The following is a 24242-nucleotide window of genomic DNA, read 5'->3' as shown; positions in this document are numbered from 1 at the left end:
ATGGTCGTGAATACATCCCCACCGCTACCTCCGCTTTTCAACTAAACCAAAAAGGACGACTTGACGTCGTCCTTTTCTATTTCCTTAACTCAATCCTTACTCTGCTTTTTTCTCGACAATACCTTGGTCATCGACCGCACGTACCACCCCGGTTTCTGTATTTAATACTTCAAACTCAATACGACGGTTCTGGAACTGCCCTTCTGGGGTTGCATTTGGTTCCATCGGCTGTTGCTGGCCATACCCCACGGCCTGTAACTGGGAAGGATCAACCCCGCGTTGTACCAGATAATCACGTACCGCTTCAGCACGGCGTAAGGACAACAGATTATTGGCTTCATTACTGCCTACTGCATCGGTATGGCCTTTAATGGTCAAATGTACATGCGGCGCACGCTGGATTAAGGCCGCAGCCTGATCCAGAATTGGCTGATTGGCTTCCGGTACAGTCGAAGATGCCGACTCAAAATGAATCGCCTCCAGATTTAAGGCTGTGGCGACATCCAGCGCCTGAATATTATCCGGGTTAATCACGGCCAAGGCTTGTGCTGCGGTCGTGGTCGCTGGTGTGACGGTCTGTACATCGAGATCCTGCTGCACCGTAATGGTCATATTCTTGGCCAAAGGACGCAGCTGATTGGCCACACGCTGCGCATCTGCCGGATTGGTGGACTGAATCGCAATCTGCTCACCCATCCAGGTCATATTGGTATTCGGCACATCTTTCAGGATTTTCAATGCCGTTGGAATCACATCCTGATCAATAAATTCACTATGATAATTACTGGCGCTATTCACCCCACAACCTGTCGGATGGTTAAAAATCCGTTTAACTTCTGTTTGCAGAATGTCGGTATAAGCCGGATTGTTCAGATACAACTGACAGGTGACCAGATCGCCATTGGAAGCGGTATTGACCTGCAAATAGGCCGGTTCCGTCGCTGCTGCCTGGGTAACAGGCACCTCTTCTTCATTACGGTCAGAACAGGCTTTAAATAAAAAGGCCAGTAACAATGCCAGAATAATAAAAATCAGAATCGGTACCCACGGCGAGCGCTTCTGCTCTGGCACCTCTTCATATAACTCAGGCGCCTGATGAATAGTCTGCCCCGCAGTGGCATTGACGCCCAAACCGGCCAGCAGCGCAGCGGCCCATTCCGGCAAAGCAGCCTGAATGTCCGGCATATGCTGATCAAGCAAATGCACAATCGCCTCAGGATCGGTCGAGCCGGCCTCGCTTTCTAAAAAACCTAAGGTTGGTACGATGGCCCGGTTCAGGATAGATTCAATTTCATCTGCCGGCGCCTGACCGCGGCTAAATTCCAGAAACTGCTGTTTCAGGTTCAGGTTGGTACCAAAAATTTCAGCCAGCCGCGGATTAAGCTGATTTCTCAGGCTGTCAATGAGGGATGGCCGGTGTCTTAACACCGATAAAAATACCGGATAAAAATCATTTAAGGCACGGTTTTTCTCAATGAGGTAATCCGTTTCCCCGTCTAGCACAATGGATGACACGCTATTTTTCAATAATTCTATCAATCTGGTTTGCATGATATGGCCTCATTTTTGTCATTGTTCTACTCGCATTTTTTAGTGTATCTGGTCATTTTTTAGACGTTGTAAATAATTGTATTTTTCTTTATGTACTTAAATTAAAACATAAAAAAGCCAGCAAATGCTGGCTCTTGAACAGGCGAATTTAGGCCAGGAAAGTCTGAATTACCTTGCCTTTCACGGTTTGCTGAATCAGCGGTGTATTCTTGCCTTGGGACAGAATGCTGTCTTTGTCCAGCGTCCACTCCAGTTCAGGATCAATCAGAATCCAGCCAGCTTCCTGCATCCAGCGATCTGCCATTTGCGCAACCGTCGCCGGTGCCAGTGTCACGGTATGCACCCATTCCAATGGACTGAACAGACCTTCCTCAACCAGTTGCACACCCAAGGGCACAAAGGTATCAAAAGCGGTAAAGCCCGGTAAGGTTTCAGCAAACGGTGCCATTTTGGCCGAACTGCTTAAGGGTTCATGATGGGTACAGATCGCATCAATTACGCCATCTTTTAAGCCCTGACGCAGCAATTCTTTGTCTTTTTCAGCACGTAGCGGTGGACGCACATGCGCCAGCGAGTTAAAGCCATCAATCACCTGATCGGTTAAATGCAGCTGATGCATCGCCACATCACAGGTTACTGGCAGGCCTTTTTGTTTGGCAATTTTAATCAGCTCGACCGAAGCGCCACAGGACAGCAAACCGAAATGCGCACGGACTTTGGTCGCTTCAATCATCAACAGGTATTTGGCAATGGCTACGGTTTCGGCCAGCGCCGGAATCATAGGCAAGCCCTGACGTGAAGCAATAAAACCTTCATGCACACAGCCATCTTTGGCAATTTGCGGTTCTTCGGCATAGAACACCACGGTCAGGTCCAGACCGGCTGCATATTCCAGCGTGCGAATCACGACATCATCATCAGCAAAGGATGCATTGGCATTGGAAACTGCAGTACAGCCGCCCTTTTTCAGACCGGCCATATTGGCAGGCTGTTTGCCTTGCAAGCCTTGGGTTTGTGCGCCAATCACCTGTAAATAAATACCACCATCCAGCATGGCTTTTTCGACCAGACCGTGAATCAAAGCACCATTGTCCTGCACAATCGGCTTGGAATCTGGTGGGGTAAACACGTGCAGAATACCGTTTTCACGTGCCGCCTTGCCTTCTGATTTTAAAGTACCATGCTGCTGCTGACCCGGTTCACGCATCCGCGCGCACAGATCAACCATGGTTGGCATCAGCCATTTGCCTTGTCCATCAATGGTTTCAGTCACATCTGCTGTTTCTGCAACCAGCTTGCCATTTTCCAGATATACCGTTTGCACGCGATCAGTCTTTTGCATTGGATCAAGAACGCGGACATTTTCAATTTTTACAATACGCATGACTGATTCCTTATACCGCAATCGCTTCAATTAAACCTTGTTCCTGCAACTGACCCTGCATCGCCAGTGCCAGCACAGCCATACGCACCGCAATACCATTGGTCACCTGATTTAAAATCACCGATTGCGGACCATCGGCAATGCTGGAATCAATTTCCACACCCCGGTTCATCGGTCCCGGGTGCATCACGATACAATCCGGTTTGGCCAGCGCCAGACGCTCTTTGTTCAGGCCATACATTTTGTAGAATTCTGCCGGTGAGGACAGCGCCGGTGAATCAATCCGTTCATTCTGGATACGCAAGGTAATAATCACATCACAATCACGGATGCCATCTTCCATTTTATTAAACAGGCGTACATCGGCCCCGTATTCCTCAAAACCAAATGGCAGCAAGGTATTCGGTGCAATCACGCGAATATCTTTACAACCTAAAGTTTGTAACGCCGCCACATCAGAACGTGCCACGCGCGAATGTTTAATATCGCCAATAATGGCAATGCTCATGTCAGCAAAGTCTTTTTTGGTTTCACGGCGAATGGTCAGCATATCCAGCATCGCTTGAGTCGGATGCGCATGACGGCCATCTCCGGCATTAATAATCGCGATATTTGGACAGACATCCTTGGCAATAAAATGCGCTGCACCTGAAGAGGAATGACGCACCACAAAAATATCGGCGGCCATGGCTTCCAAGTTCCACAGCGTATCGCGCAGGGTTTCGCCTTTAGAGGTACTGGAACGGGCAATGTCAATGTTAAGCACGTTGGCCGAAAGACGTTTGGCTGCAGCTTCAAAGGTGGTACGGGTACGGGTTGAATTCTCAAAAAACAGGTTCATAACCGTACGACCTTCCAGCAGGTTGTTAGTGATCAGCTGATTTTGGTCATTAAAAAAGGACTGCGCGGTGTCCAAAATTTTGGTGAGGGTTTGTTTGGAAAGCCCTTCGATGGTGATGAAATGTTTTAGATTTCCATCTTTATTGAGTTGAATCTGGCTCGGAGTATGCAATGCCGCCAAGTGCATGAGAGATTCCTTATACGTTAAGTCAACGTATTATACAGAGAATCGCCATTCTTGGCACTTGGCAATTCGGCTACTTGTATAAAAACCGGCTCGATAATAAAAATTGATTTTGAAATTCCTATGTATTTTTTCAATAAGATAATTTAAACGAATTTTTAGAATGAATATTTTATGTTCTAAAATGGCACCCAAGTCTGGAGCTTGAATGCCATAACTGATCTAGCGTAGTGCGCCAATATAATGATGTGAGACTTGTGCCCGATAAATGTCATCTTCAGTTGGTTCAACTTTCATTAATTCATCGTTATTTTTTTGCTGTAAACCCGCTTTTTGACTTATGTTCGAATCGGAAGAGAACTCGAATACGTCTTTAAATTTTTCAACCAGACGCAGTAATTCCGGATCGCGTGTGGCTTCGGCTAATGCAATCACATGTTCGGCATAATCACTATTTTCAGACAGATAAATGGCATCAATTACCCGGCCTGAAACTCGTCTCAAACGTGCATAGATTAAAGTCGCAATTGAAAAACTTTCTGTATTGACCATTCTTGATTCCCCAATCATTTAAAAATCGAGATTGCAGCCTCTCCCCAGCGACTGCAATCTCGTGATAATTACAGCAATATCCATACCAAAATTAAAAAGCCCATCTGTAATTAAGACAGGCTTTTTATAAAAACTACAATTCAGTTATAAATCAGAATAGGCTAAAACTTACATGGCCTTCATCATATTTGGCCGAACCACCTTTTCTTGATACATCATCCTGAATATTCTCATAATTTCTTCTTTCCAGCTGTTCGTCATCTGGAAGATCCAGCAACTGACGCAAACGCTCGACATGCGTTGCCAGTTCAGCATCCCGGGTTTCTAGCGCCAGCGTAATCACATGATGTGCATAGGAGCGATCCTGCATCAGATACATCACGTCAATTACTCGACTATTCACTTTTCTTAACCGTGCATACAACAATGTTGCAATGGAAAAAACATCATCACGACCGGATGTAATATTCACCCTATATCCCTCTGTAAAATAAAAGATTTAATCAACAAGTTCCTCTTGTTGATGGTGTGTAATTATACATATCTCATGAATTTTCAATTTGCTTTTTATGCCAAGATTAAGAGCTTTTTATAATTATTAGCTCTAACAGAGATGTGCCAGATTTATAAAAAATTCCACAGCTTTAATAGCCAAAATACGGTAAACTTGGCGCAGTTTTTATTTATTCTTTTCCGGTCTCTCTATTTTATGAATACCTCTTCACGTTTAAGCAATTATTGGGTCACCTGTGCCGATGGTCTGGAAACCTTATTAGAAGAAGAAATCAAAGGTTTAGGTGTTCAGAATATTGAACGTTTCCCGGGTCGTCTAACCTTCAAAGGTACGCTGGAAAATGCTTACCGCATCTGCATGTGGTCTCGTCTGGCGTCGCGTGTCCTGATGCCAATCCACACCCATGAAATTGAATTTTCACATGATGCCCGTGATGTTGCTGAAGAGCTTTATGAAGGTGCAATCAGCTTTGATTGGTCACTGATTTTTGCACCACAAAGTACCTTCGCCATTCGTTTACACGTTGAACGTGAAATTAAGGTCAATACGCAGTTTGCTACGCTACGTGCCAAAGATGGTGTGGTTGATTCATTTATGGAAGCTGTCGGTAAACGCCCAAGTATCGACACCAAATCACCTGAAATCACCATGTATATTTTGGCAGGTAAAAAAGAACATACCTATTGCTTAGATTTATCGGGTGATTCACTGCATAAACGTGGCTACCGTCGTTTTATGACCGACGCCCCAATTAAAGAAAACCTGGCCGCGGCAATTTTGCAAAAAGCCAAACTCAAAGAAAAGAATCCGGACATTATTCTGGACCCGATGTGTGGTTCAGGTACCTTTATTATTGAATCCCTGCTGATTTTAACCGACCGTGCACCGGGTCTGGTACGCCGTTTCGGCTTTAATGGCTGGAATGGCCATGACCATGAACTGTGGATGTCATTAAAGGCAGAAGCGGCTGAGCGTCATCAACAGGCGCTGGAACAGCCACTGCCAAAATTCTATGCTTTTGATGCCGACTGGGAAGCAGTCAAAGCCACCAAACAGAATATTATTGCTGCCGGTTTTGAACGTCTGCTCGATCATATCCAGATTGAAGAACGCACCTTGTCAGACTGGCCAGATTTTCAGGCCGAAGGCAAAACTGCGTTTGTGGTGACCAACCCGCCGTATGGTGAACGTCTGGGTGATAAAGCCTCGAACCGTGCCTTGTATTTAGGTCTGTCTGCCCTGCTACAAAAACATTTCCCGAACCAGTCTGCTGCTGTCATTGCAGCCCAGGTGGAACAGGCCGATGTGCTGGCATTTAATGAGCCGCAAACCTTGCGTTTAATGAATGGTAAGCTGCCAATTTACATTCGCTTTGGTACGGTCAAACCATCGGCAGTAGTAAAACCGTTCCTGGCTGACTGGCAGCCACAGCAGTTTGAACCAATTGAAGGTGCCGAAGACTTTACCAACCGTCTGCAAAAGAACATGCAGGCCTTAAAAAAATGGGCGGTTAAAGAAAACGTTTACTGCCTGCGTCTGTATGATGCCGATTTACCGGACTTTAATGTCGCGGTCGATTTATATGGTGATCGTCTGCATGTGCAGGAATATGCACCACCGAAGAAAATTGATCCTGAAAAAGCAAAAAAACGCTTTAACCTGGCGCTGCAAGCGATTCGTGCCGTGACCGGTTTAGGCCGTGATGCCGTGTTTATTAAAACCCGTGCCCGTCAGGAAGGTAAAAACCAGTACACCAAACAAAGTACCGCATCGAAACGCTTTATTGTGCAGGAGGGTCAGGCCAAGATTCTGGTTAACCTCACCGACTATCTGGATACCGGCCTATTCCTGGACCATCGCCAGATTCGTTTACGTATTGCCAAAGAAGCTAAAGGCAAGCATTTCCTCAATCTGTACAGCTATACATCAACGGCGAGTTTGCATGCTGCTTTAGGCGGCGCAGCCAGCACCACCAGTGTGGACTTGTCCAACACCTATTTGAACTGGTCCAAAGAAAACTTTGTCTTAAACGGCTTAACCGTCAACCATGCCGATGAACAACACCAGTTCTTTGCCAGCGACTGTTTTGAGTGGCTAAAAGAAGGTCATGAGCAATATGACCTGATCTTTATTGATCCGCCCACCTTCTCTAACTCGAAGAAATTCTACGGCACTTTTGATGTACAACGTGACCATGTTTCGCTAATTAAACGCGCCATGAACCGTTTAACCACAGAAGGCACCCTGTACTTCTCGAACAACTATCGCGGTTTTGAAATGGATGAAACCTTGCCAGCGCTGTTTGATATTCAGGAAATCAGCCATGAAACCATTGGTCCAGATTTCAAGCGTAACCAGAAGATTCACCGCGCCTGGAAAATCCAGCATCCACAAATCTAAAATGTGAATGGTAAAGGATGATTTAATCCTTTTCTATTCACAGTTCATTCGATTAGCAATAAAAAGCCTGCTACCCCATAGCAGGCTTTTTTTACATCGGAAACTTTACGCTGTCACTCATCATCCAGCGTGGACTTACTTTGCAGAGTGAATCGCTACATCTGCCCGGCTTTTTGCTGCAGATACCTCCATAAAAAAACCCGGCCGAAGCCAGGTCTTTGATTAAACAGTTTAGATGAACCGTGTGCGGATTAGTTCAGTTTCAGCTTCTGGAAATCCAGTTGGCCTGCATCTGCCGTAATCACAATGGTATCTCCCGGCTGGAAGTCACCGGCCAGAATTTTCTGCGCCAGATTATTTTCTACCTGTTGCTGGATGGCACGTTTTAATGGACGCGCACCGTAAACTGGGTCAAAACCGGCTTCAATCAGCTGGTCAAAGGCAGAATCATCTACCGTTAACTTGATATCGCGGTCGGCCAGACGGGCACGTAAACGGTCCAGCTGGATATCGGCGATACCACGAATCTGGGCTTTTTCCAGGGCATGGAATACCACCAGCTCATCAATACGGTTGATAAACTCCGGACGGAAATGCTCAGACACAGCTGCCATCACCACATTGCGTACATCGTCACGGCTTGGATTATCGCCCAGTTCACGCACATCGCTTGAACCCAGGTTCGAAGTCATTACAATCACGGTGTTTTTAAAGTCCACCACACGGCCCTGCGAGTCGGTCAGGCGACCATCATCCAGTACCTGGAGCAAGATGTTAAATACATCCGGATGGGCTTTTTCTACCTCATCAAACAGCACCACGCTATACGGTTTACGGCGTACGGCTTCGGTTAATACCCCGCCTTCTTCATAGCCGACATAGCCCGGAGGCGCACCGACCAGACGACTGACTGAATGTTTTTCCATAAATTCGGACATATCAATCCGGATCATGGCGTCATCGCTGTCAAACAGGAAGTTGGCCAAGGCTTTGGTTAACTCGGTCTTACCGACACCGGTTGGACCCAGGAATAGGAAAGAACCACTTGGACGGTTCGGATCCGACAACCCGGCACGTGAACGGCGCACCGCATTGGATACCGCAATCACCGCTTCATCCTGCCCTACCACACGCTGATGCAGGAAGCTTTCCATTTGCAGCAGTTTTTCACGCTCGCCTTGCAGCATTTTCGCAACCGGAATACCGGTGGCTGCGCTGACCACTTCCGCAATTTCGTTATCGGTGACTTTATTGCGCAATAACTTCGGTTCTTCTTTCTCTTCCACCAGCTCATCTTGGGCCAGCTGTTTTTCCAGTTCCGGAATCACGCCATATTGCAGACGCGACATCTCGCCCAGATCATTTTCACGCTGTGCTTTTTGCAAGGCAATACGCGCCTGATCCAGCTGCGCCTGAATCTGCTTAGTGCCTTCGACCAGAGTTTTTTCAGACTTCCACACTTCTTCCAGATCGTTATAGTCTTTTTGGACGTCTTCGATCTGTTTTTCCAGATGACTGACTTCTGCACGGCTGCCGGCATCTTCATCTTTTTTCACAGCTTCAAGTTGCAGCTTTAACTGAATCAGACGGCGTTCCAGCTTATCCAGCGCTTCCGGTTTAGAGTCCAGCTCCATCTTGATGCGCGATGCTGCTTCATCAATCAGGTCAATGGCTTTATCGGGCAACTGACGGTCAGTGATATAACGATGTGACATTTTCGCTGCAGCAATAATCGCCGAGTCGAGAATTTTCACCCCGTGGTGGACTTCATAACGCTCTTTCAGACCACGTAAAATGGCAATGGTGTCTTCGACACTTGGCTCATCGACCAGCACTTTCTGGAAACGGCGCTCAAGGGCGGCATCTTTTTCAATGTACTGACGATATTCATCGAGCGTGGTTGCCCCCACGCAGCGTAATTCACCGCGTGCCAGCGCCGGTTTCAGCATGTTGCCGGCATCCATCGCGCCATCACCTTTACCTGCGCCAACCAGGGTATGTAACTCATCAATAAACAGGATGATTTCGCCTTCATGCTTGGCCAGATCTTTCAGGACCGCTTTTAAACGCTCCTCAAACTCGCCGCGATATTTGGCACCGGCCAGCAATGAACCCAGGTCCAGCGATAACACGCGTTTGCCTTTTAAGCTTTCTGGCACTTCACCATTCACAATACGCTGTGCCAGACCTTCTACAATTGCGGTTTTACCGACCCCAGGCTCACCAATCAGTACCGGGTTATTTTTGGTCCGACGTGACAAGACCTGTACGGTACGGCGGATTTCATCATCACGACCAATCACCGGATCGAGCTTGCCAGCCAGCGCACGTTCGGTTAAATCTACAGTGTATTTATTGAGTGAATCACGTTGATCTTCATGATTATTACTCATCACTTTTTCATCACCTCGAATTTTTAAAATCACCTGACGCAGACTGTCTGCGCTGACACCGATACTGTTCAATAAGCTTTTAGTGGCCCCAACTTCGCTCAGGCCCAGTAATACCCAGTCGGTAGACAGGAATTCATCGCCCGCTTTCTGGGCATAGCTATCGGCCAAGTTTAAGGCTTTAACCGCTTCCGGACTTAAATTAATGTCGCCAGTCGGATTGGCTAGCGTTGGCGCATCATTCAGTGCCTGCTGCAACTTGCTCTGCAAATCACGCAACTGGGCACCGGCCTGCTGTAACAAGCTGACATTGGATGCTTCTTCTAACAGAGTGGCCAAGACATGAATGCCGTCAATGGCGGTATGGTCTTTGCCCATCGCCAGCGATTGCGCATCGGAGAGAGCTTGCTGTAAGCGATTTGTAAATTTTTCAAAACGCATTCTTGTTATTCCTCACAACAATTTTTTCACTTGAAACATATATGGGAGTACTTTTGGCAATTTCAAATGATTTTTCATATATTTTTCAAAGTGTTATTTTAATGCAACAGATATAACTCAATTATAATATTGGTCTGTGACCGGCCAATTTCAAGTCAGCATCAGGATTATTTTTATACAGCAATGACGTTGCGACCTATGTAACAGGAAACACATATTTTGAGAGCTCTGCCCATTGCGGCCAATTTTTTGCGAGGTCTAAAACCATGGAAAAATAAAAAAGCCGGTAATTAACCGACTTTTTACATGACTTTACAGTCATGATTATTCTGCTTCGATAATCTCGAAATCGTGGCTAATTTCAACACCACCATCTGACAGCATTTTGCTGGCTGAACAGTATTTTTCTGCGGATAATTCAACTGCCTTGGCGACCTGCTTTTCCTTGACTGCCTTGCCTGTCACCACAAAATGCAGATGAATTTTGGTGAACACCGCCGGAATCGAATCGGCACGTTCTGCTTTCAGCTGACAAACCACACCAGTCACATCCTGACGTGATTTCTTTAAAATGGTCACAATATCAAACGATGCACAACCACCAAGTCCCATTAAAATGAGCTCCATGGGACGTGGTCCACGGTTTTCTCCACCATACTCGGCAGAACCATCCATCACCACGCTATGGCCACTTTCCGATTTTGCTTCAAAAGCAACATTCTCTAGCCAATGAACACTCGTTTGCATTGCAAGTCCTTCAAAAAAACTATAAATTTACAAGGTGCCTGTACACTAACATAATTTGAGTTGATAAGGAATTTCATCTCTACTGTGTGACAAGTTCATACTAGGTCTTGTGCGATCTATTATTTATCCATTTTCGGAACCGTTAGCATGACTTCAAACTTTTCACAATTAAGCACCGATGCCCTGTCTCCTGGTCAATTACCAGATTCAGTCAAGGCATTATTAAAACGTGCATATATCAACCGTTATCCGAAACGGACCACAATTGTTGATGCGGGGTCTGAATCAAAATCACTTTATTTGATTCTGAAAGGATCTGTTTCCATCATTCTGCGTGAAGATGATGATCGCGAAATTGTTGTGGCGTATTTGAATCCGGGTGACTTCTTTGGGGAAATGGGTCTATTCGAAGCAAATCCACAACGTACTGCAGAAGTACGCACACGTGACGTTTGTGAAATTGCCGAAGTGACTTATGAAAACTTCCACGAGCTCAGCAAGCAATATCCAGATTTAAGCTATGCGGTATTTGCCCAACTGGTGCGCCGTTTAAAAAATACCACGCGTAAAGTGACCGATCTGGCCTTCATTGATGTTTCAGGCCGTATTGCGCGTTGTCTGATTGACCTGTCTGCGCAGCCTGAAGCCATGATTTTGCCAAATGGCCGTCAAATCCGCATTACCCGTCAGGAAATTGGCCGCATTGTTGGCTGTTCACGTGAAATGGTCGGCCGTGTTCTGAAAACCCTGGAAGAACAAGGCATGATCGAAACTGATGGTAAAGCCATTCTGATTTTTGATGCCTCTTTAGAGCAAAATGATGCAGCAGATGAACAGTTTGATGATGAATAAGTCTTAAACTGCTATATGCTTAAGGCAAATCTTCGGATTTGCCTTTTTTATGCCTGTTCGCTATGTGAAAAATATTTACAAACTAACCTAAAATATTGATTTAACAGTCTGCCTGCGATGGTTTAGCCTAGTCCCTATTCGCTTGATGATATTTTGAATAAGGACATCTTATGCAGTTCAATCCCCTTGCTGATACCGGTATTTTATTGCCTGAAATCTGTCTGGGCACCATGACCTTTGGTGAACAAAACACCCAGGATGAAGCCTTTGCCCAGCTGGATTATGCACTGGAACGTGGCCTGTATTTCTGGGATACCGCCGAAATGTATCCGGTGCCCCCTAAACCAGAAACTCAAGGTGCCACCGAAGTCATGATTGGCAACTGGCTCAAGGCGCGCGGTGGACGGGACAAGCTTTTTTTGGCCTCAAAAATTGCCGGACCGGCTCAAGGCGGCAGCCATATTCGTGATGGACAAACCCGTTACAACGCTACTGATATTCGCACTGCCCTGGATGGCAACCTGAAACGCCTGCAAACCGATTATATTGACTTATACCAGCTGCACTGGCCACAGCGTCCGACCAACTTCTTTGGCAAGCTGGGTTATGGCAATGCCGAAGCCCATGCACAGCAGTATGTCACCGATCTTGAAGAAACCCTGACCGCCTTGCAGCAGGAAATCCAAAACGGACGGATTCGCTATATTGGGCTCTCCAATGAAACCCCATGGGGCACCATGAAGTTTTTGCATCTGGCGGAAAAACTCGGTTTAAGCAAATTTGTCAGCGTACAAAACCCCTATAACCTGCTGAATCGCACCTATGAAATTGGCATGTCGGAAATTGCCAAATATGAAGGCGTCGGCTTACTGGCTTATTCTCCTCTGGCCTTTGGTTACTTAACCGGGAAATTCCGGCATGGCGCCCGTCCGGCCAATGCGCGTGTCACCCTGTATTCACGCTTTAGCCGCTACAGCAATCCAGAAAGTGAATGGGCCACAGAGCAATATGCGCAACTGGCCGAGCAACATGGCCTCAGTTTAACCCAACTGGCTTTGGCTTTTATTAAGCAGCAGTTCTTTGTCACCAGTACCATTATTGGCGCGACTTCACTAGAGCAACTAAAAGAAAATATTGATGCCTTTGAAGTCAATCTGTCCGATGACATTTTACAAGGCATTGAAGCGATTCACCGTCAGCAGCCCAACCCGGCGCCTTGATGGCTTTCAATCAAATTCCAGCAACATCATGCATAAAAAAATGCCTCATCATATGAGGCATTTTTAAATCCATTTTAAACCCAGAAGCTTAACGACGGTTCTGGTTATAAATGGCCTGAGCAGCCGGCAAGTTCTCACGCATCGCTGCAATACGCTGGCTGTTCGATGGGTGAGTTGACAGGAACGATGCCCCGCCACCACCTTCCAAGCGGTTCATTTTTTCCCATAAGGTAATTGCCGCTTGCGGGTTATAGCCACCACGCGCCATCAGCATTAAACCGCCTTCATCGGCACGACTTTCCAGATTACGTGAATATGGCAAGCCCACACCCACCTGTGCACCCAATTGTGCCGCTGCAGCGCCTAACTGGCCAACGTTACTGCCTGCAGCGCTTAAACCGATATTTAAAGCCAGGTTGGTCAGTGCCTGCGCGCCAATTTTACTCTTGGCATGTTCTTCTAGAGCATGCACCATTTCATGGCCCATAATCGCAGCAATTTCGGCATCGGTCAGATTCAGTTTATTGACGATACCGGTATAGAACACCACTTTACCGCCCGGCGCGACAAAGGCATTAATCTGGTCAGATTTTAATACTGCCAGCTGCCAGCTAAATGGCTGACCAGTCTGGTTCATCTGGTTGGCAACCGGTGTTAAACGCTGGAACACCGTGTTAATACGTTTATAGGTACTCGAACTGGTGTCCAGCTGCCCCTTGTTACGCGCATCTTGCACCATCTGGCTATAACTTTGCGCCGCGGTTGCATTTAGGGTTGCGGTATCTGCACCGGCCATATCGGCCACGGTGGTACAGCCTGAAAAAGTGATTGCACTTGCGGCACAAAAACTCAATACCAATTTTTTGTTCATTATAATAATCTCCGCCATTCGGCTATACACATACTCATGAATTATATGAAATCATTTCAATGCTTTAAATCTGAAATGGCTTCATAATCATATCATTTATGTAAACAATGGCAGTGCTGTGTAAACTGTAGCTACATCAGCAGCAACGAGCGGAATACGGCCTTAATAGGCAAACTGATAGAAAATCCAGAATACCAGACAGAAAATATTCAGGCCCAGATACATCTGCGAAACCACTTCCATTTTCTCTTCCAGTGCCGGATTTTTACGTTTATAGAATAAATAGGCGTTTTGGATCAGTACCAGCGGCACCAAAATACAGGCAAAAATCACACTCAGACCAATAAAGGCCTGATACATAATATTCGGATCATGCTTTTGTAACAGAATCAGCAACATCGCAATGGTCGGTGCACCGCCCATGGCAAATAATAACGAATAGAAAATGGTGCTTGAAATATTTTTATGCATCCTGCCTGACCCAATGTTTTTTCTGTGTTTTATTCTAGCAAGCACCATCTGAATAGACAGTGCTGATCTGTGCAACTTTAGTCTTGAATTACTTCGCAGCGCGGTAATACTGCATTGCTTCCGGCATCATCTGCTGTAACGCGGCAATACGGTCATTATTGCTGGGATGGGTCGACATAAACTTGGCAATAGCGCTATTTCCACGGGCATCGTTGGCATTCATTTTCTGCCAGAGCGTAATTGCTGCATTCGGATCATAACCGGCTTTGGCCATTAACAGTAAACCGCCTTTGTCGGCGCGGCTTTCCAGATTACGCGAATAAGGCAACCCTACCCCAAACTGGCTACCCAAATCCAGCAGTAAACCACCATAACCACCCACCGACTGGCCCACATATTGCGAGCCAATACTAACCGCCAGATTGGTCAGGGTCTGGGCACCAATTTTACTTTTGGCATGTTCTTCCAGTGCATGTACCATTTCATGGCCCATGATCGCCGCGACTTCATTGTCAGTCAGTTTCAGGTTTTCAACAATGCCTGTATAGAACACTACTTTGCCACCCGGAGCCACATAGGCATTAATTTCAGGTGACTTAATCACCGCCACTTGCCACTCAAAAGTCTGCCCGGTCTGGTTCATCTGGTCGGCATAGGGCTTCATCTTTAAAAACACGCGATTAACCTTCTTATAGGTGGCAGAACGGGTATCTAGCACCTTTTTCTGCTCGGCTTCCTGCAACATTTGCTGATAGCTCTGGCTGGCGTTTAAGTTTAAAGTCGCTGAATCTGCCCCGGCCAGTTCTGCCACAGTGGCGCAGCCCGTCAAATGCGTTGCCAATACAATTCCAATGGCTAAGTTCTTATATTTCATAACATTCTCTAATTGTTCGAAAGTGCCTAGCACTATAAACAAAATCAGGGAATTCTCAAGATGGTGCGCTATTTTTCTGAGCCAAAAATAAAAAACCCTGTGCAAGCACAGGGTTTTCTCATTTCAGCTTAAACGATTAAGCTTCAAACGGATGACGCAGAATAATGGTTTCTGCACGGTCTGGACCGGTTGAAATGATATCGATTGGACATTCAATTAACTGCTCAAGACGCTTGATGTAGTTGATTGCATTTTCAGGCAATTGTTCAACACTGGTCGCACCCACAGTTGACTCAGACCAGCCTGGCATGGTTTCGTAAATTGGCTTCAAGTTTTCATAAGCCAGCGCGTCAGAAGAACCGACACAACCTGAATCGGTGTTTTCATAGCCAACACAGATTTTAATTTCTTCTAAACCATCCAATACGTCTAACTTGGTCAGGCAGATTCCAGACAGTGAGTTTACATCGACTGAACGGCGCAGGATTTCTGCATCGAACCAGCCACAACGACGTTGACGGCCAGTAGATGCACCAAACTCGTGACCCACTGTACCCAGGTGTTTACCAATTGCATCACCCACATCATTTGCCGCGTCGTAGACCAGCTCAGTTGGGAACGGACCAGCACCCACACGTGTGGTGTAGGCTTTGGTAATACCCAGCACATAGTCAAGATGCAATGGACCTAAACCAGAACCTGAGCTTACGCCGCCCGCAGTGGTGTTTGAAGAAGTCACGTACGGATAAGTACCGTGGTCAACGTCCAGCAATGAACCTTGCGCACCTTCAAACATAATGTTGTCACCGTTTTTACGGTAATTATGAATTTCAGTGGTTACATCCACCACTAATGGTGCAATCACTTCACGCCATTGGTCACACAGTGCAATCACGTCGTCCAGTTTAACTTCTTCAACACCGTAGTATTGAGTTAACTGGAAGTTGTGGTAATCCAGCAATTCAGCCAGCTGCGCACGTAATGCGTCACCGCCACGTACCAGGTCAGCCACACGTACTGCACGGCGCGCCACTTTATCTTCGTAGGCAGGGCCAATACCACGACCGGTAGTACCAATTTTGGCATTGCCACGTTTTTTCTCACGTGCCTGATCCAGCGCAATGTGGTTCGGAAGAATTAATGGACAGTTTGGAGAAATACGTAAACGTTCTTTAACTGGCACGCCTTCCTGTTCAAGAATGGTCATTTCCTTGATCAGCGCTTCAGGTGAAAGCACCACACCGTTACCAATTAAGCACAGTACGTTTTCACGTAAAATACCAGATGGAATGAGGTGTAATACAGTTTTCTTACCACCAACCACGAGAGTATGACCTGCGTTGTGTCCGCCTTGATAACGTACTACCGCAGCCGCTTGATCTGTGAGCAGGTCGACGATTTTACCTTTACCTTCGTCGCCCCATTGGGTACCAAGTACCACAACATTCTTGCCCATAATAGCCTCATTACATCATGCTGTTAAAATTGAAAACCAGGCGCATGTGACATGAACACATGCGCTGGCGATTAAATTTTTTCGACCGTCCACTCACCGTTACGATTCACCAGCTGGTGAGTTGCATACGGTACAGAGCTTAAATCATCCTGACCCAATAACTGAATTACACTTAAGCCTTGGGTACGGGTGGCCTGAATTGCAGCCAATAAATCTGCCTGATTGCCCTTTGGTGCAACCACCACCGATTTGGCTTCGAAACGACCGGCGCTGAGCGCATATAAGTCGCAAGAGAAACCGGTTGCCGGACGGGCACGACCAAAATGCTGGCCAATACCATCATAACGGCCGCCTTGAGCCAGTGGTGCAGCACGGTTTGGTGCATAAACGGCATACATTAAACCGGTGTGATAGTGATACGAACGCAGCTCTACCACATCAATCCCGATATGCAGATTTGGCCAGCGTGCCTGAATTTCTGCCTGGGTGGTTTTTACCGCATCAAAGGCATGTTTGAATTCCACATTGGCCAGCACATCGGTGCTTAAATGGGCTTCCAGTGCATCCAGATCACTGGCAAAACGGCCCAGCGCATAGAAATCTGAACCAAAGGCTAAATCCTGGGTAAAGTCCGCCAGTTCTGGCAAGGCTTTACGCTGATATAAATCAGACAACTGACGCTCAGTGGCTTTGTTCAGACCAGCTTTTTGTACCAGACTGCGGAACAGACCCACATGACCTAAATCCAGATGGATACCATCGGCCAGACCGGCTTCCTGAATCAGGCTGATCATCAGGTCAACCATTTCCACATCAGCATCAATGCTGTCGGAACCGAACAGTTCGGCACCCAGCTGCAAAGGCGCACGGGTGGTATTAAAGCCCTGTGGCTTGGTATGCAAAACCGTACCAGCGTAGCAATAACGCGCCACACCATCTACCGGATGCACATGCGCATCAATACGCGCCACCTGTGGTGTCATATCGGCACGCACGCCAAGCAGACGGCCAGACAGCTGGTCAATCACCTTGAACGTGGCCAGGTCTAAATCTTGATTCGATTCTGAAAGAGAAGAGAGAGATTCGATATATTCAATAAATGGCGTGTACACCAACTGATAACCTCGAGATGCGAGGAAATCCAGTGAATTACGGCGCAATGTTTCGATGACTTGCGCTTGTTCTGGTAATACATCAGCTACACCATCAGGTAATAACCATGTCTCTGAAATGGGCATGTTGTAAACCTAAATTCTTGTCTGCGCGGAACAAATCCGCATAAAAAAATCGGGAGCACACCCGATTTCTCCTAGTTTAGCACGATCAAATGGGCTGTGCATCGCAAATTTGATAATTTTCTCTGTCTGATCAATTCCATTGCAATCCTGCCCGGCTGGAGCTGTCATTTCGAGAGTAAAAGCTGTTTTTGCGGAAGAAGATAAAGGAGCTGGACACATCCCAAACTCATCATCTTTTTTTCAGGGCAGATGAAAATCATCTTCCCTCTGCCCTACGTCCATCTGCTTAAAAAAGACTTATTTGACTTTATTCGGATCCAGCACTTGAGTAATTAAATTGACCAGCTCAACATTCTGGGTTTCCAGCTGATGAATACGCTGCGCTGATTTATCCAGCGCTTCCTGCTGCACGTGCATTTTCTTGGCCAGATCCTGCATGATCTCTAAAGTCTTTTTCAGATTTTCTTCCAGACTGATGACTTTGTTTTCGAGCTGATGATTATCGCTTTGGCGATTCAAATGATCATGCTGGTTTTTAAACTGCAGCCAGATCAGAAAAATCACCGCCACGGCCAACAGTAAAATAAATCCCCAAAGTAGAATAAACATCATGTGTAGTGCTCGACTTATTTGTTTTGTTTTATCTTAACGAAAAATATAGCAAAAAGGCGAAAAATCGCCTCCGACCTGTCAATGCCCGGCTGTGAGCGTGTTTAACCCGGTTAGACCACCGCCCTGCAGTCCAAGCTTAGACAAAGATTTGGACAGATAGAAATTAATGCGCCTGATGGGCAAAAGATTCACATAAATCCAGTAAACGGTTGGCATAGCCCCATTCATTGTCATACCAGGCAAAGACTTTGGCCTGATGCCCGACCACCATGGTCTGGGTAAGATCGACAATTAAAGAATACGGCGAATGGTTAAAGTCACTCGATACCAGCGGCTCATCGGTGACCTGCATAATTTCGGCATAATCCTGCTGCGCGGCTTTCACCAGCACTTCATTCAGCTTATGTACGGTAATGGGTGACTGGGAAATAAAGCTGACATCAATGGCAGCGACATTAATGGTGGGCACCCGAATTGAATAGCCATCAATACGGTTTTCCATTTTGGGCATCACCTGTTTTAAGGCGCCTAAAGCACTTGAGGTGGTTGGAATAATATTCTGACCGGATGCACGTGCACGGCGTAAATCACGGTGTGCATGATCCAGCACCGACTGATCAGCCGTGACAGCATGAATTTCAGTCATCAGCGCGGTTTCAATACCAAAAGCATCATCCACAATTTTAACCAACGGCACCAAGGCCTGAGTGGTACAGGAAACACTGGAAATAATCTGGTCTGAGGCTTTGACCTCATGATGATTGACCCCGTAAACAATGGCGGCATCAACCGTGTCAAACGGTGCTGCGCCAATAATCACCCGTTTGGCACCGGCATGAATATGCTGGGTTGCGGCTTCACGCGAACGGAACAGGCCGGTACATTCCAGCACCACATCAATATTTAACTGCTGCCATGGCAACTGTGCCGGCTGTGGCTGGCTCAGCACCTGAACTTTCAGCTTGGCCTGCCCCGAGTGTATGCACAGATAAATCTGTTCCTGTTCCAGCTGGATTTCTACCTGCCCCGGAAAACGGCCATGGGTTGAATCGTATTTAAACAGATGTAGTAGCGTGGCAACATCGGCAACGTCATTAATCGCGACAATATCAAAATGAAATTCTTTAGGATTTTCAAACCAGGCACGCAGTACATTTCGCCCAATTCGCCCAAAGCCATTAATCGCCACTCGTTGCATCCGTATTCCTTCAAACTGCACATCAATCTTGTCTGTGCTTATGTTAAAGGATTTCCGCCAGACACGGCGAATAATTCCTGCCAAACTCAGCAATTAATTTAAACCTGTCCAATATTTAAGCAGTTAGCAGCACTATTTTCTGCTTGATAAAAATTAGCAGGATGCACGGTAACTGGCTAAACCGCAGCAATGACAACAGCTTGTGATTTCACAGCAGTTTAGATGACTTTAAGGTTTGGGTTTTCGCCGCAGATTTGTCATCAAAACACTTTAAAATCATTGGTGAGTGTGGCTTTTTCCGTTATAATTTGGCGTTTTTAAATTTTAAGCCCGTATAACAGCAGAGAAAATCTTGTCAGACTGTTATGCTTTTAGCCAAATCGAGAATTATGGAGTGACTTGGTTGTGAGTACTCGTTTTATGACATCAGCTGAAATTCGTGAAGCATTTTTGCGTTACTTTGAATCGCAAGGGCATACACGTGTCGCGTCGAGTTCTCTGGTTCCCGCCAACGACCCAACGTTGCTGTTCACCAATGCTGGTATGAACCAGTTTAAAGATTGTTTCTTAGGTCTGGAAAAGCGCGATTATGTCCGTGCCGTATCTTCACAAAAATGTGTACGTGCCGGTGGTAAACACAACGACTTAGATAACGTCGGTTATACCGCGCGTCACCACACCTTCTTTGAAATGTTGGGTAACTTCTCTTTTGGTGATTACTTCAAGCGTGATGCGATCAAGTTTGCCTGGGAATTCCTGACCGGTGATGAATGGTTAGCCCTGCCAAAAGACAAACTGTATGCCACGGTTTACCACACCGATGACGAAGCATTCGACATCTGGAACAAGGAAATCGGTTTAGCACCAGAACGTATTATCCGTATTGGCGACAACAAAGGCGAGAAATACGCATCTGATAACTTCTGGGCTATGGGTGATACCGGTCCATGCGGTCCATGTTCTGAAATTTTCTTTGACCATGGCGATCATATCTGGGGTGGCCTACCTGGCACACCTGAAGAAGATGGCGACCGTTTCATTGAAATCTGGAACAACGTCTTTATGCAGTTCAACCGTACTGCTGATGGCGTATTGCACCCGCTTCCTGCTCCTTCGGTCGATACCGGTATGGGCTTGGAACGTATTTCTGCCGTATTACAGCACGTCAACTCCAACTACGAAATTGACCTGTTCCAGCATCTTTTAAAAGCAGCAGCTGAAATTATTGGTCTAGATACCTCTGCACTTGAAGCGGAAGCCAAAGAAAAAGGCACACCGGTACAATATCCAGCTTCACTTAAAGTGGTGGCTGACCATGCCCGTTCTTGCTGCTTCCTGATTGCAGATGGCGTCAATCCGTCTAACGAAGGACGTGGTTATGTACTGCGCCGTATTATCCGCCGTGCCGTGCGTCATGGTAACAAACTCGGTGCAACCGGTTCATTCTTCCACAAAATGCTGCAACCGCTGATTGAAGTAATGGGTGCGGCGTATCCTGAACTGGAAGCTCAAAAAGCACGTATTGAAGCGCAATTACTGAAAGAAGAAGAACAATTCGCCAAAACACTTGAGCAAGGTTTGAAATTGCTTGAAGGCGAACTGGCGAACTTAAAAGGTTCTGTGATTCCAGGCGAAGTGGTATTTAAACTGTATGACACTTACGGTTTCCCGACCGACCTAACCGCAGATATTGCCCGTGAACGCGACCTAACCATTGATGAAGCTGGCTTTGAAGTTGAAATGGCAGCACAGCGTCAACGTGCACGTGATGCCGGTAAATTTGCCATCGACTATAACAGCGTAGTCAAAGTGGATGGTGAAACCCAGTTTGATGGTTACGATGCCACTGCAGGTCAAGGTCAAATCATTGCCATCTATAAAGATGGCGAACAAGTTGACGAAGTCGCTGAAGGTGATGAAGCACTGATCGTCCTGAACCAGACGCCATTCTATGCAGAAAGCGGTGGTCAGATCGGTGATACCGGTATTTTCAAAAACGACACCGGTATTTTTGAAGTGCAAGACACCAAAAAATCGGGCGGCGCTTTTGTACACCAGGGTATTGTAACCATGGGTAGCCTGAAAGCAGCACAAAACGTGGAAGCAATTGTCAAAGCGGACATTCGTGCTGCAACTGCACGCAACCACTCGGCGACTCACCTGCTGCACGCTGCGCTGCGTCAAATTCTGGGCTCACACGTACAGCAAAAAGGTTCACTGGTTGCATCAGACGTATTACGTTTTGACTTTGCCAACGACCAGCCGGTTTCATTTGAACAGCTGCAAGAAATTGAACGTCTGGTGAATGCTGAAGTGATTGCCAACACACCAGTAACAACTGAGTTACTCGATATCGAATCGGCCAAAGCCAAAGGCGCGATGATGCTGTTCGGTGAGAAATACGGTGATGAAGTTCGCGTACTGTCTATGGGTTCAGTAATTGAAGAGAAAAACTTCTCGATTGAACTGTGTGGCGGTATTCACGTGAAACGCACCGGTGACATCGGTCTGTTCAAAATTACCTCTGAAGGGGGTGTGGCTGCAGGCGTGCGTCGTATTGAAGCAGTGACAGGTACCAAAGCGATTGAAGCTGCGCAAAAAGCTGATCGTGACATCAACACCATTAATGCGCTGTTAAAAGCACAGAAAGAGCAAACCATTGAGAAAGTTGAAGCAATTGTTGAAACAGCATCTAGCCTGCAAAAACAGATTGAACAACTAAATCAGAAACTAGCCAGCCTGCAAGCGGGTGAACTTTTAAGCCAAGTTCAGACCATTGCTGGCCGTGCAACACTTATTACCACTGTTCAGGGTATGGATGCCAAAGCACTGCGCAACCTGCATGACGGTGTGAAATCAAAATTAGACAACGCAGTGATTGTACTTGCCGGTGTAGAGGGTGACAAAGTGAGCCTGATTGCATCCGTTGCAAAAGACTTCACTACGTCTATTAAAGCAGGTGACATCATCAAACACTTGGCTACTGAGCTTGGTGGTAAAGGTGGTGGTAAACCTGACTTAGCACAAGGTGGCGCGCCACTAAACGAGAAGTTTGCAACCGTGATGGCAGAGTTAACTGCCTGGCTGGAAGCAAAATAACTTCACTTTTGTGTAACTGACCCTGGCGGCAATCAGGGTCATGGCTTATATGGAACAACTATGGCATTAATCGTTCAAAAATATGGCGGTACTTCTATGGGTACGCCCGAGCGCATTTTAAATGTTGCTCGTCGCGTAAAGCGCTGGCATGACCATGGCCACAAGGTGGTCGTTGTTGTATCAGCAATGAGTGGCGAAACTAATCGCCTGCTCGCTCTCGCGAAAGCCATTACCGACACCCCTGACCCACGTGAACTTGACCAGATGGTTTCTACGGGTGAGCAGGTAACGATTTCCATGTTAGCTATGGCGCTCAATTCTATTGGCGTAGAAGCTAAATCTCTAACCGGTCGCCAAGTCGGAATTAAAACTGACAGCGCGTTCACCAAAGCCCGTATTGAAGCGATTGACACCGATGTCATGACCGGTCATTTAGATGCCGGCCGTGTGATTGTGGTTGCAGGCTTCCAGGGTGTAGACGAGCAAGGCAATACCACAACTTTAGGCCGCGGTGGTTCAGATACAACCGGTGTTGCGTTAGCCGCAGCATTAAAAGCAGATGAATGCCAGATCTACACCGATGTTGATGGTGTATACACCACTGACCCGCGTGTTGCGCCAAAAGCAAAAAAAGTGGATCGTATTTCCTTTGAAGAAATGCTGGAAATGGCATCTTTAGGCTCAAAAGTCCTGCAAATCCGTTCTGTAGAATTTGCTGGTAAATATCAGGTGCCTTTACGCGTACTATCTAGCTTCGATAACGACAACGATGGTGCATTTGACGAAGAGTTTAAAAACAACGTCGGAACTCTTATTACTACTGAATTGGAAGACAACATGGAACAGCCAATTATCTCAGGTATCGCGTTTAACCGTGACGAAGCTAAACTGACTATTCTCGGTGTGCCAGATGAGCCAGGTATTGCCTCTAAAATCTTGGCCCCAATTGGCGCTGCCAACATTGAAGTGGATATGATTATCCAGAACGTTGAAGAAGATGGCACCACTGATTTCACCTTTACCGTAAACCGTGGTGAACTGGCCAAAGCCAAAGCGATTCTTGAAGCGACTGCACAGGAAATTGGTGCACGTGAAGTTGCAACCCGTGATGACATCGTAAAAGTGTCAATTGTTGGCGTGGGTATGCGTTCACATGCTGGCGTAGCGAGCAAAATGTTCACCGCACTTGCAGATGAAGGCATCAACATTCTGATGATCTCGACCTCTGAAATCAAAATTTCAGTGATTATTGAAGAAAACTATTTAGAGCTTGCAGTTCGTTCACTGCACACGGCGTTCGGTTTAGACCGCGAGTCAGGTGAATCAAGCCCGCGTGCTTAATCTGTAG

General features: G+C 46.5%; 19 protein-coding genes. 5 read left to right on the top strand and 14 right to left on the bottom strand.

Translation table 11 applies throughout. From position 1 onward, the window contains the following. Nucleotides 1–96: 96 nt before the first annotated feature. The 5 genes from FTT89_RS01745 to FTT89_RS01725 form a co-directional block, all read right to left on the bottom strand. A complete protein-coding gene (locus FTT89_RS01745) occupies nucleotides 97–1551 on the bottom strand; it encodes an OmpA family protein (RefSeq protein ID WP_180006829.1) in 1455 nt (484 codons plus the stop codon). A 148-nt stretch (nucleotides 1552–1699) separates the two neighbouring features. Continuing rightward, complete coding sequence (locus FTT89_RS01740; RefSeq protein WP_180006830.1) at nucleotides 1700–2935, bottom strand: dihydroorotase; 1236 nt, start codon at nucleotides 2933–2935, stop codon at nucleotides 1700–1702. 10 nt (nucleotides 2936–2945) lie between these two features. Then, nucleotides 2946–3962 carry an aspartate carbamoyltransferase catalytic subunit gene (locus FTT89_RS01735; protein WP_005177046.1) on the bottom strand — a complete coding sequence of 339 codons (1017 nt, stop codon included), beginning with the start codon at nucleotides 3960–3962 and terminating at the stop codon, nucleotides 2946–2948. A gap of 219 nt (nucleotides 3963–4181) precedes the next feature. Beyond that, nucleotides 4182–4511, bottom strand: coding sequence for a hypothetical protein (locus tag FTT89_RS01730; RefSeq protein ID WP_005177044.1), 330 nt, complete (start codon nucleotides 4509–4511; stop codon nucleotides 4182–4184). A gap of 151 nt (nucleotides 4512–4662) precedes the next feature. After that, nucleotides 4663–4983: a hypothetical protein gene (locus tag FTT89_RS01725; protein WP_160241446.1), complete on the bottom strand. Its 321-nt coding sequence runs from the start codon at nucleotides 4981–4983 to the stop codon at nucleotides 4663–4665. Between the two features lie 237 nt (nucleotides 4984–5220). Here FTT89_RS01725 and rlmKL point away from each other — a divergent pair, with 237 nt between their 5' ends. Then, entirely contained in the window at nucleotides 5221–7425 is a 2205-nt protein-coding gene (gene rlmKL, locus FTT89_RS01720) for a bifunctional 23S rRNA (guanine(2069)-N(7))-methyltransferase RlmK/23S rRNA (guanine(2445)-N(2))-methyltransferase RlmL (protein ID WP_180061333.1), read from the top strand. A gap of 251 nt (nucleotides 7426–7676) precedes the next feature. Here the strand turns inward: rlmKL and clpB are convergent, their stop codons facing one another. Both clpB and FTT89_RS01710 read right to left on the bottom strand, forming a co-directional pair. Next, entirely contained in the window at nucleotides 7677–10256 is a 2580-nt protein-coding gene (gene clpB / locus FTT89_RS01715; protein WP_005177034.1) for an ATP-dependent chaperone ClpB, read from the bottom strand. Between the two features lie 324 nt (nucleotides 10257–10580). Further along, nucleotides 10581–11003: an OsmC family protein gene (locus tag FTT89_RS01710; RefSeq protein WP_005177032.1), complete on the bottom strand. Its 423-nt coding sequence runs from the start codon at nucleotides 11001–11003 to the stop codon at nucleotides 10581–10583. 147 nt (nucleotides 11004–11150) lie between these two features. Between FTT89_RS01710 and crp the strand changes: the two genes are divergently transcribed. Together crp and FTT89_RS01700 are read left to right on the top strand one after the other, a co-directional pair. Beyond that, a complete protein-coding gene (gene crp, locus FTT89_RS01705; protein ID WP_005177031.1) occupies nucleotides 11151–11855 on the top strand; it encodes a cAMP-activated global transcriptional regulator CRP in 705 nt (234 codons plus the stop codon). A 170-nt stretch (nucleotides 11856–12025) separates the two neighbouring features. After that, nucleotides 12026–13075 (top strand): NADP(H)-dependent aldo-keto reductase, encoded by a 1050-nt coding sequence (locus FTT89_RS01700; protein WP_152342317.1) that lies wholly within the window; start codon nucleotides 12026–12028, stop codon nucleotides 13073–13075. An 88-nt stretch (nucleotides 13076–13163) separates the two neighbouring features. On the opposite strand, the gene FTT89_RS01695 is transcribed toward FTT89_RS01700, so the two are convergent. From FTT89_RS01695 to FTT89_RS01665, 7 genes are all read right to left on the bottom strand, one after another. Further along, on the bottom strand, nucleotides 13164–13946 hold the full coding sequence (locus tag FTT89_RS01695) for a M48 family metallopeptidase (RefSeq protein ID WP_005177027.1): 783 nt from the start codon (nucleotides 13944–13946) through the stop codon (nucleotides 13164–13166). A gap of 162 nt (nucleotides 13947–14108) precedes the next feature. Next, the gene (locus FTT89_RS01690) at nucleotides 14109–14417 is read right to left on the bottom strand and encodes a hypothetical protein (RefSeq protein WP_005177024.1); all 309 of its coding nucleotides are present in this window, start codon (nucleotides 14415–14417) and stop codon (nucleotides 14109–14111) included. Between the two features lie 88 nt (nucleotides 14418–14505). Then, nucleotides 14506–15291, bottom strand: coding sequence for a M48 family metallopeptidase (locus FTT89_RS01685; RefSeq protein ID WP_104469896.1), 786 nt, complete (start codon nucleotides 15289–15291; stop codon nucleotides 14506–14508). A 136-nt stretch (nucleotides 15292–15427) separates the two neighbouring features. Continuing rightward, nucleotides 15428–16747 (bottom strand): adenylosuccinate synthase, encoded by a 1320-nt coding sequence (locus tag FTT89_RS01680; RefSeq protein WP_005177019.1) that lies wholly within the window; start codon nucleotides 16745–16747, stop codon nucleotides 15428–15430. A gap of 71 nt (nucleotides 16748–16818) precedes the next feature. Next, nucleotides 16819–17985, bottom strand: coding sequence for an ATP phosphoribosyltransferase regulatory subunit (locus tag FTT89_RS01675; protein WP_104498237.1), 1167 nt, complete (start codon nucleotides 17983–17985; stop codon nucleotides 16819–16821). Nucleotides 17986–18282: 297 nt separating this feature from the next. After that, a complete protein-coding gene (locus FTT89_RS01670; RefSeq protein ID WP_005177014.1) occupies nucleotides 18283–18597 on the bottom strand; it encodes a hypothetical protein in 315 nt (104 codons plus the stop codon). A gap of 163 nt (nucleotides 18598–18760) precedes the next feature. Beyond that, nucleotides 18761–19795 carry a type I glyceraldehyde-3-phosphate dehydrogenase gene (locus tag FTT89_RS01665; protein WP_016658386.1) on the bottom strand — a complete coding sequence of 345 codons (1035 nt, stop codon included), beginning with the start codon at nucleotides 19793–19795 and terminating at the stop codon, nucleotides 18761–18763. 405 nt (nucleotides 19796–20200) lie between these two features. Between FTT89_RS01665 and alaS the strand changes: the two genes are divergently transcribed. Then, nucleotides 20201–22894, top strand: a complete 2694-nt coding sequence (gene alaS, locus FTT89_RS01660; protein ID WP_171294514.1) for an alanine--tRNA ligase — start codon at nucleotides 20201–20203, stop codon at nucleotides 22892–22894. Nucleotides 22895–22954: 60 nt separating this feature from the next. Further along, nucleotides 22955–24235 carry an aspartate kinase gene (locus tag FTT89_RS01655; protein WP_160232502.1) on the top strand — a complete coding sequence of 427 codons (1281 nt, stop codon included), beginning with the start codon at nucleotides 22955–22957 and terminating at the stop codon, nucleotides 24233–24235. Nucleotides 24236–24242 lie beyond the last annotated feature (7 nt).

Source organism: Acinetobacter sp. YH01025 (assembly GCF_013420185.1).
GTDB classification, from domain to species: Bacteria; Pseudomonadota; Gammaproteobacteria; order Pseudomonadales; family Moraxellaceae; genus Acinetobacter; species Acinetobacter indicus.
The sequence above is the reverse complement of the archived record's forward strand: the minus strand, read 5'-3'. Positions and strand labels throughout refer to the sequence as shown.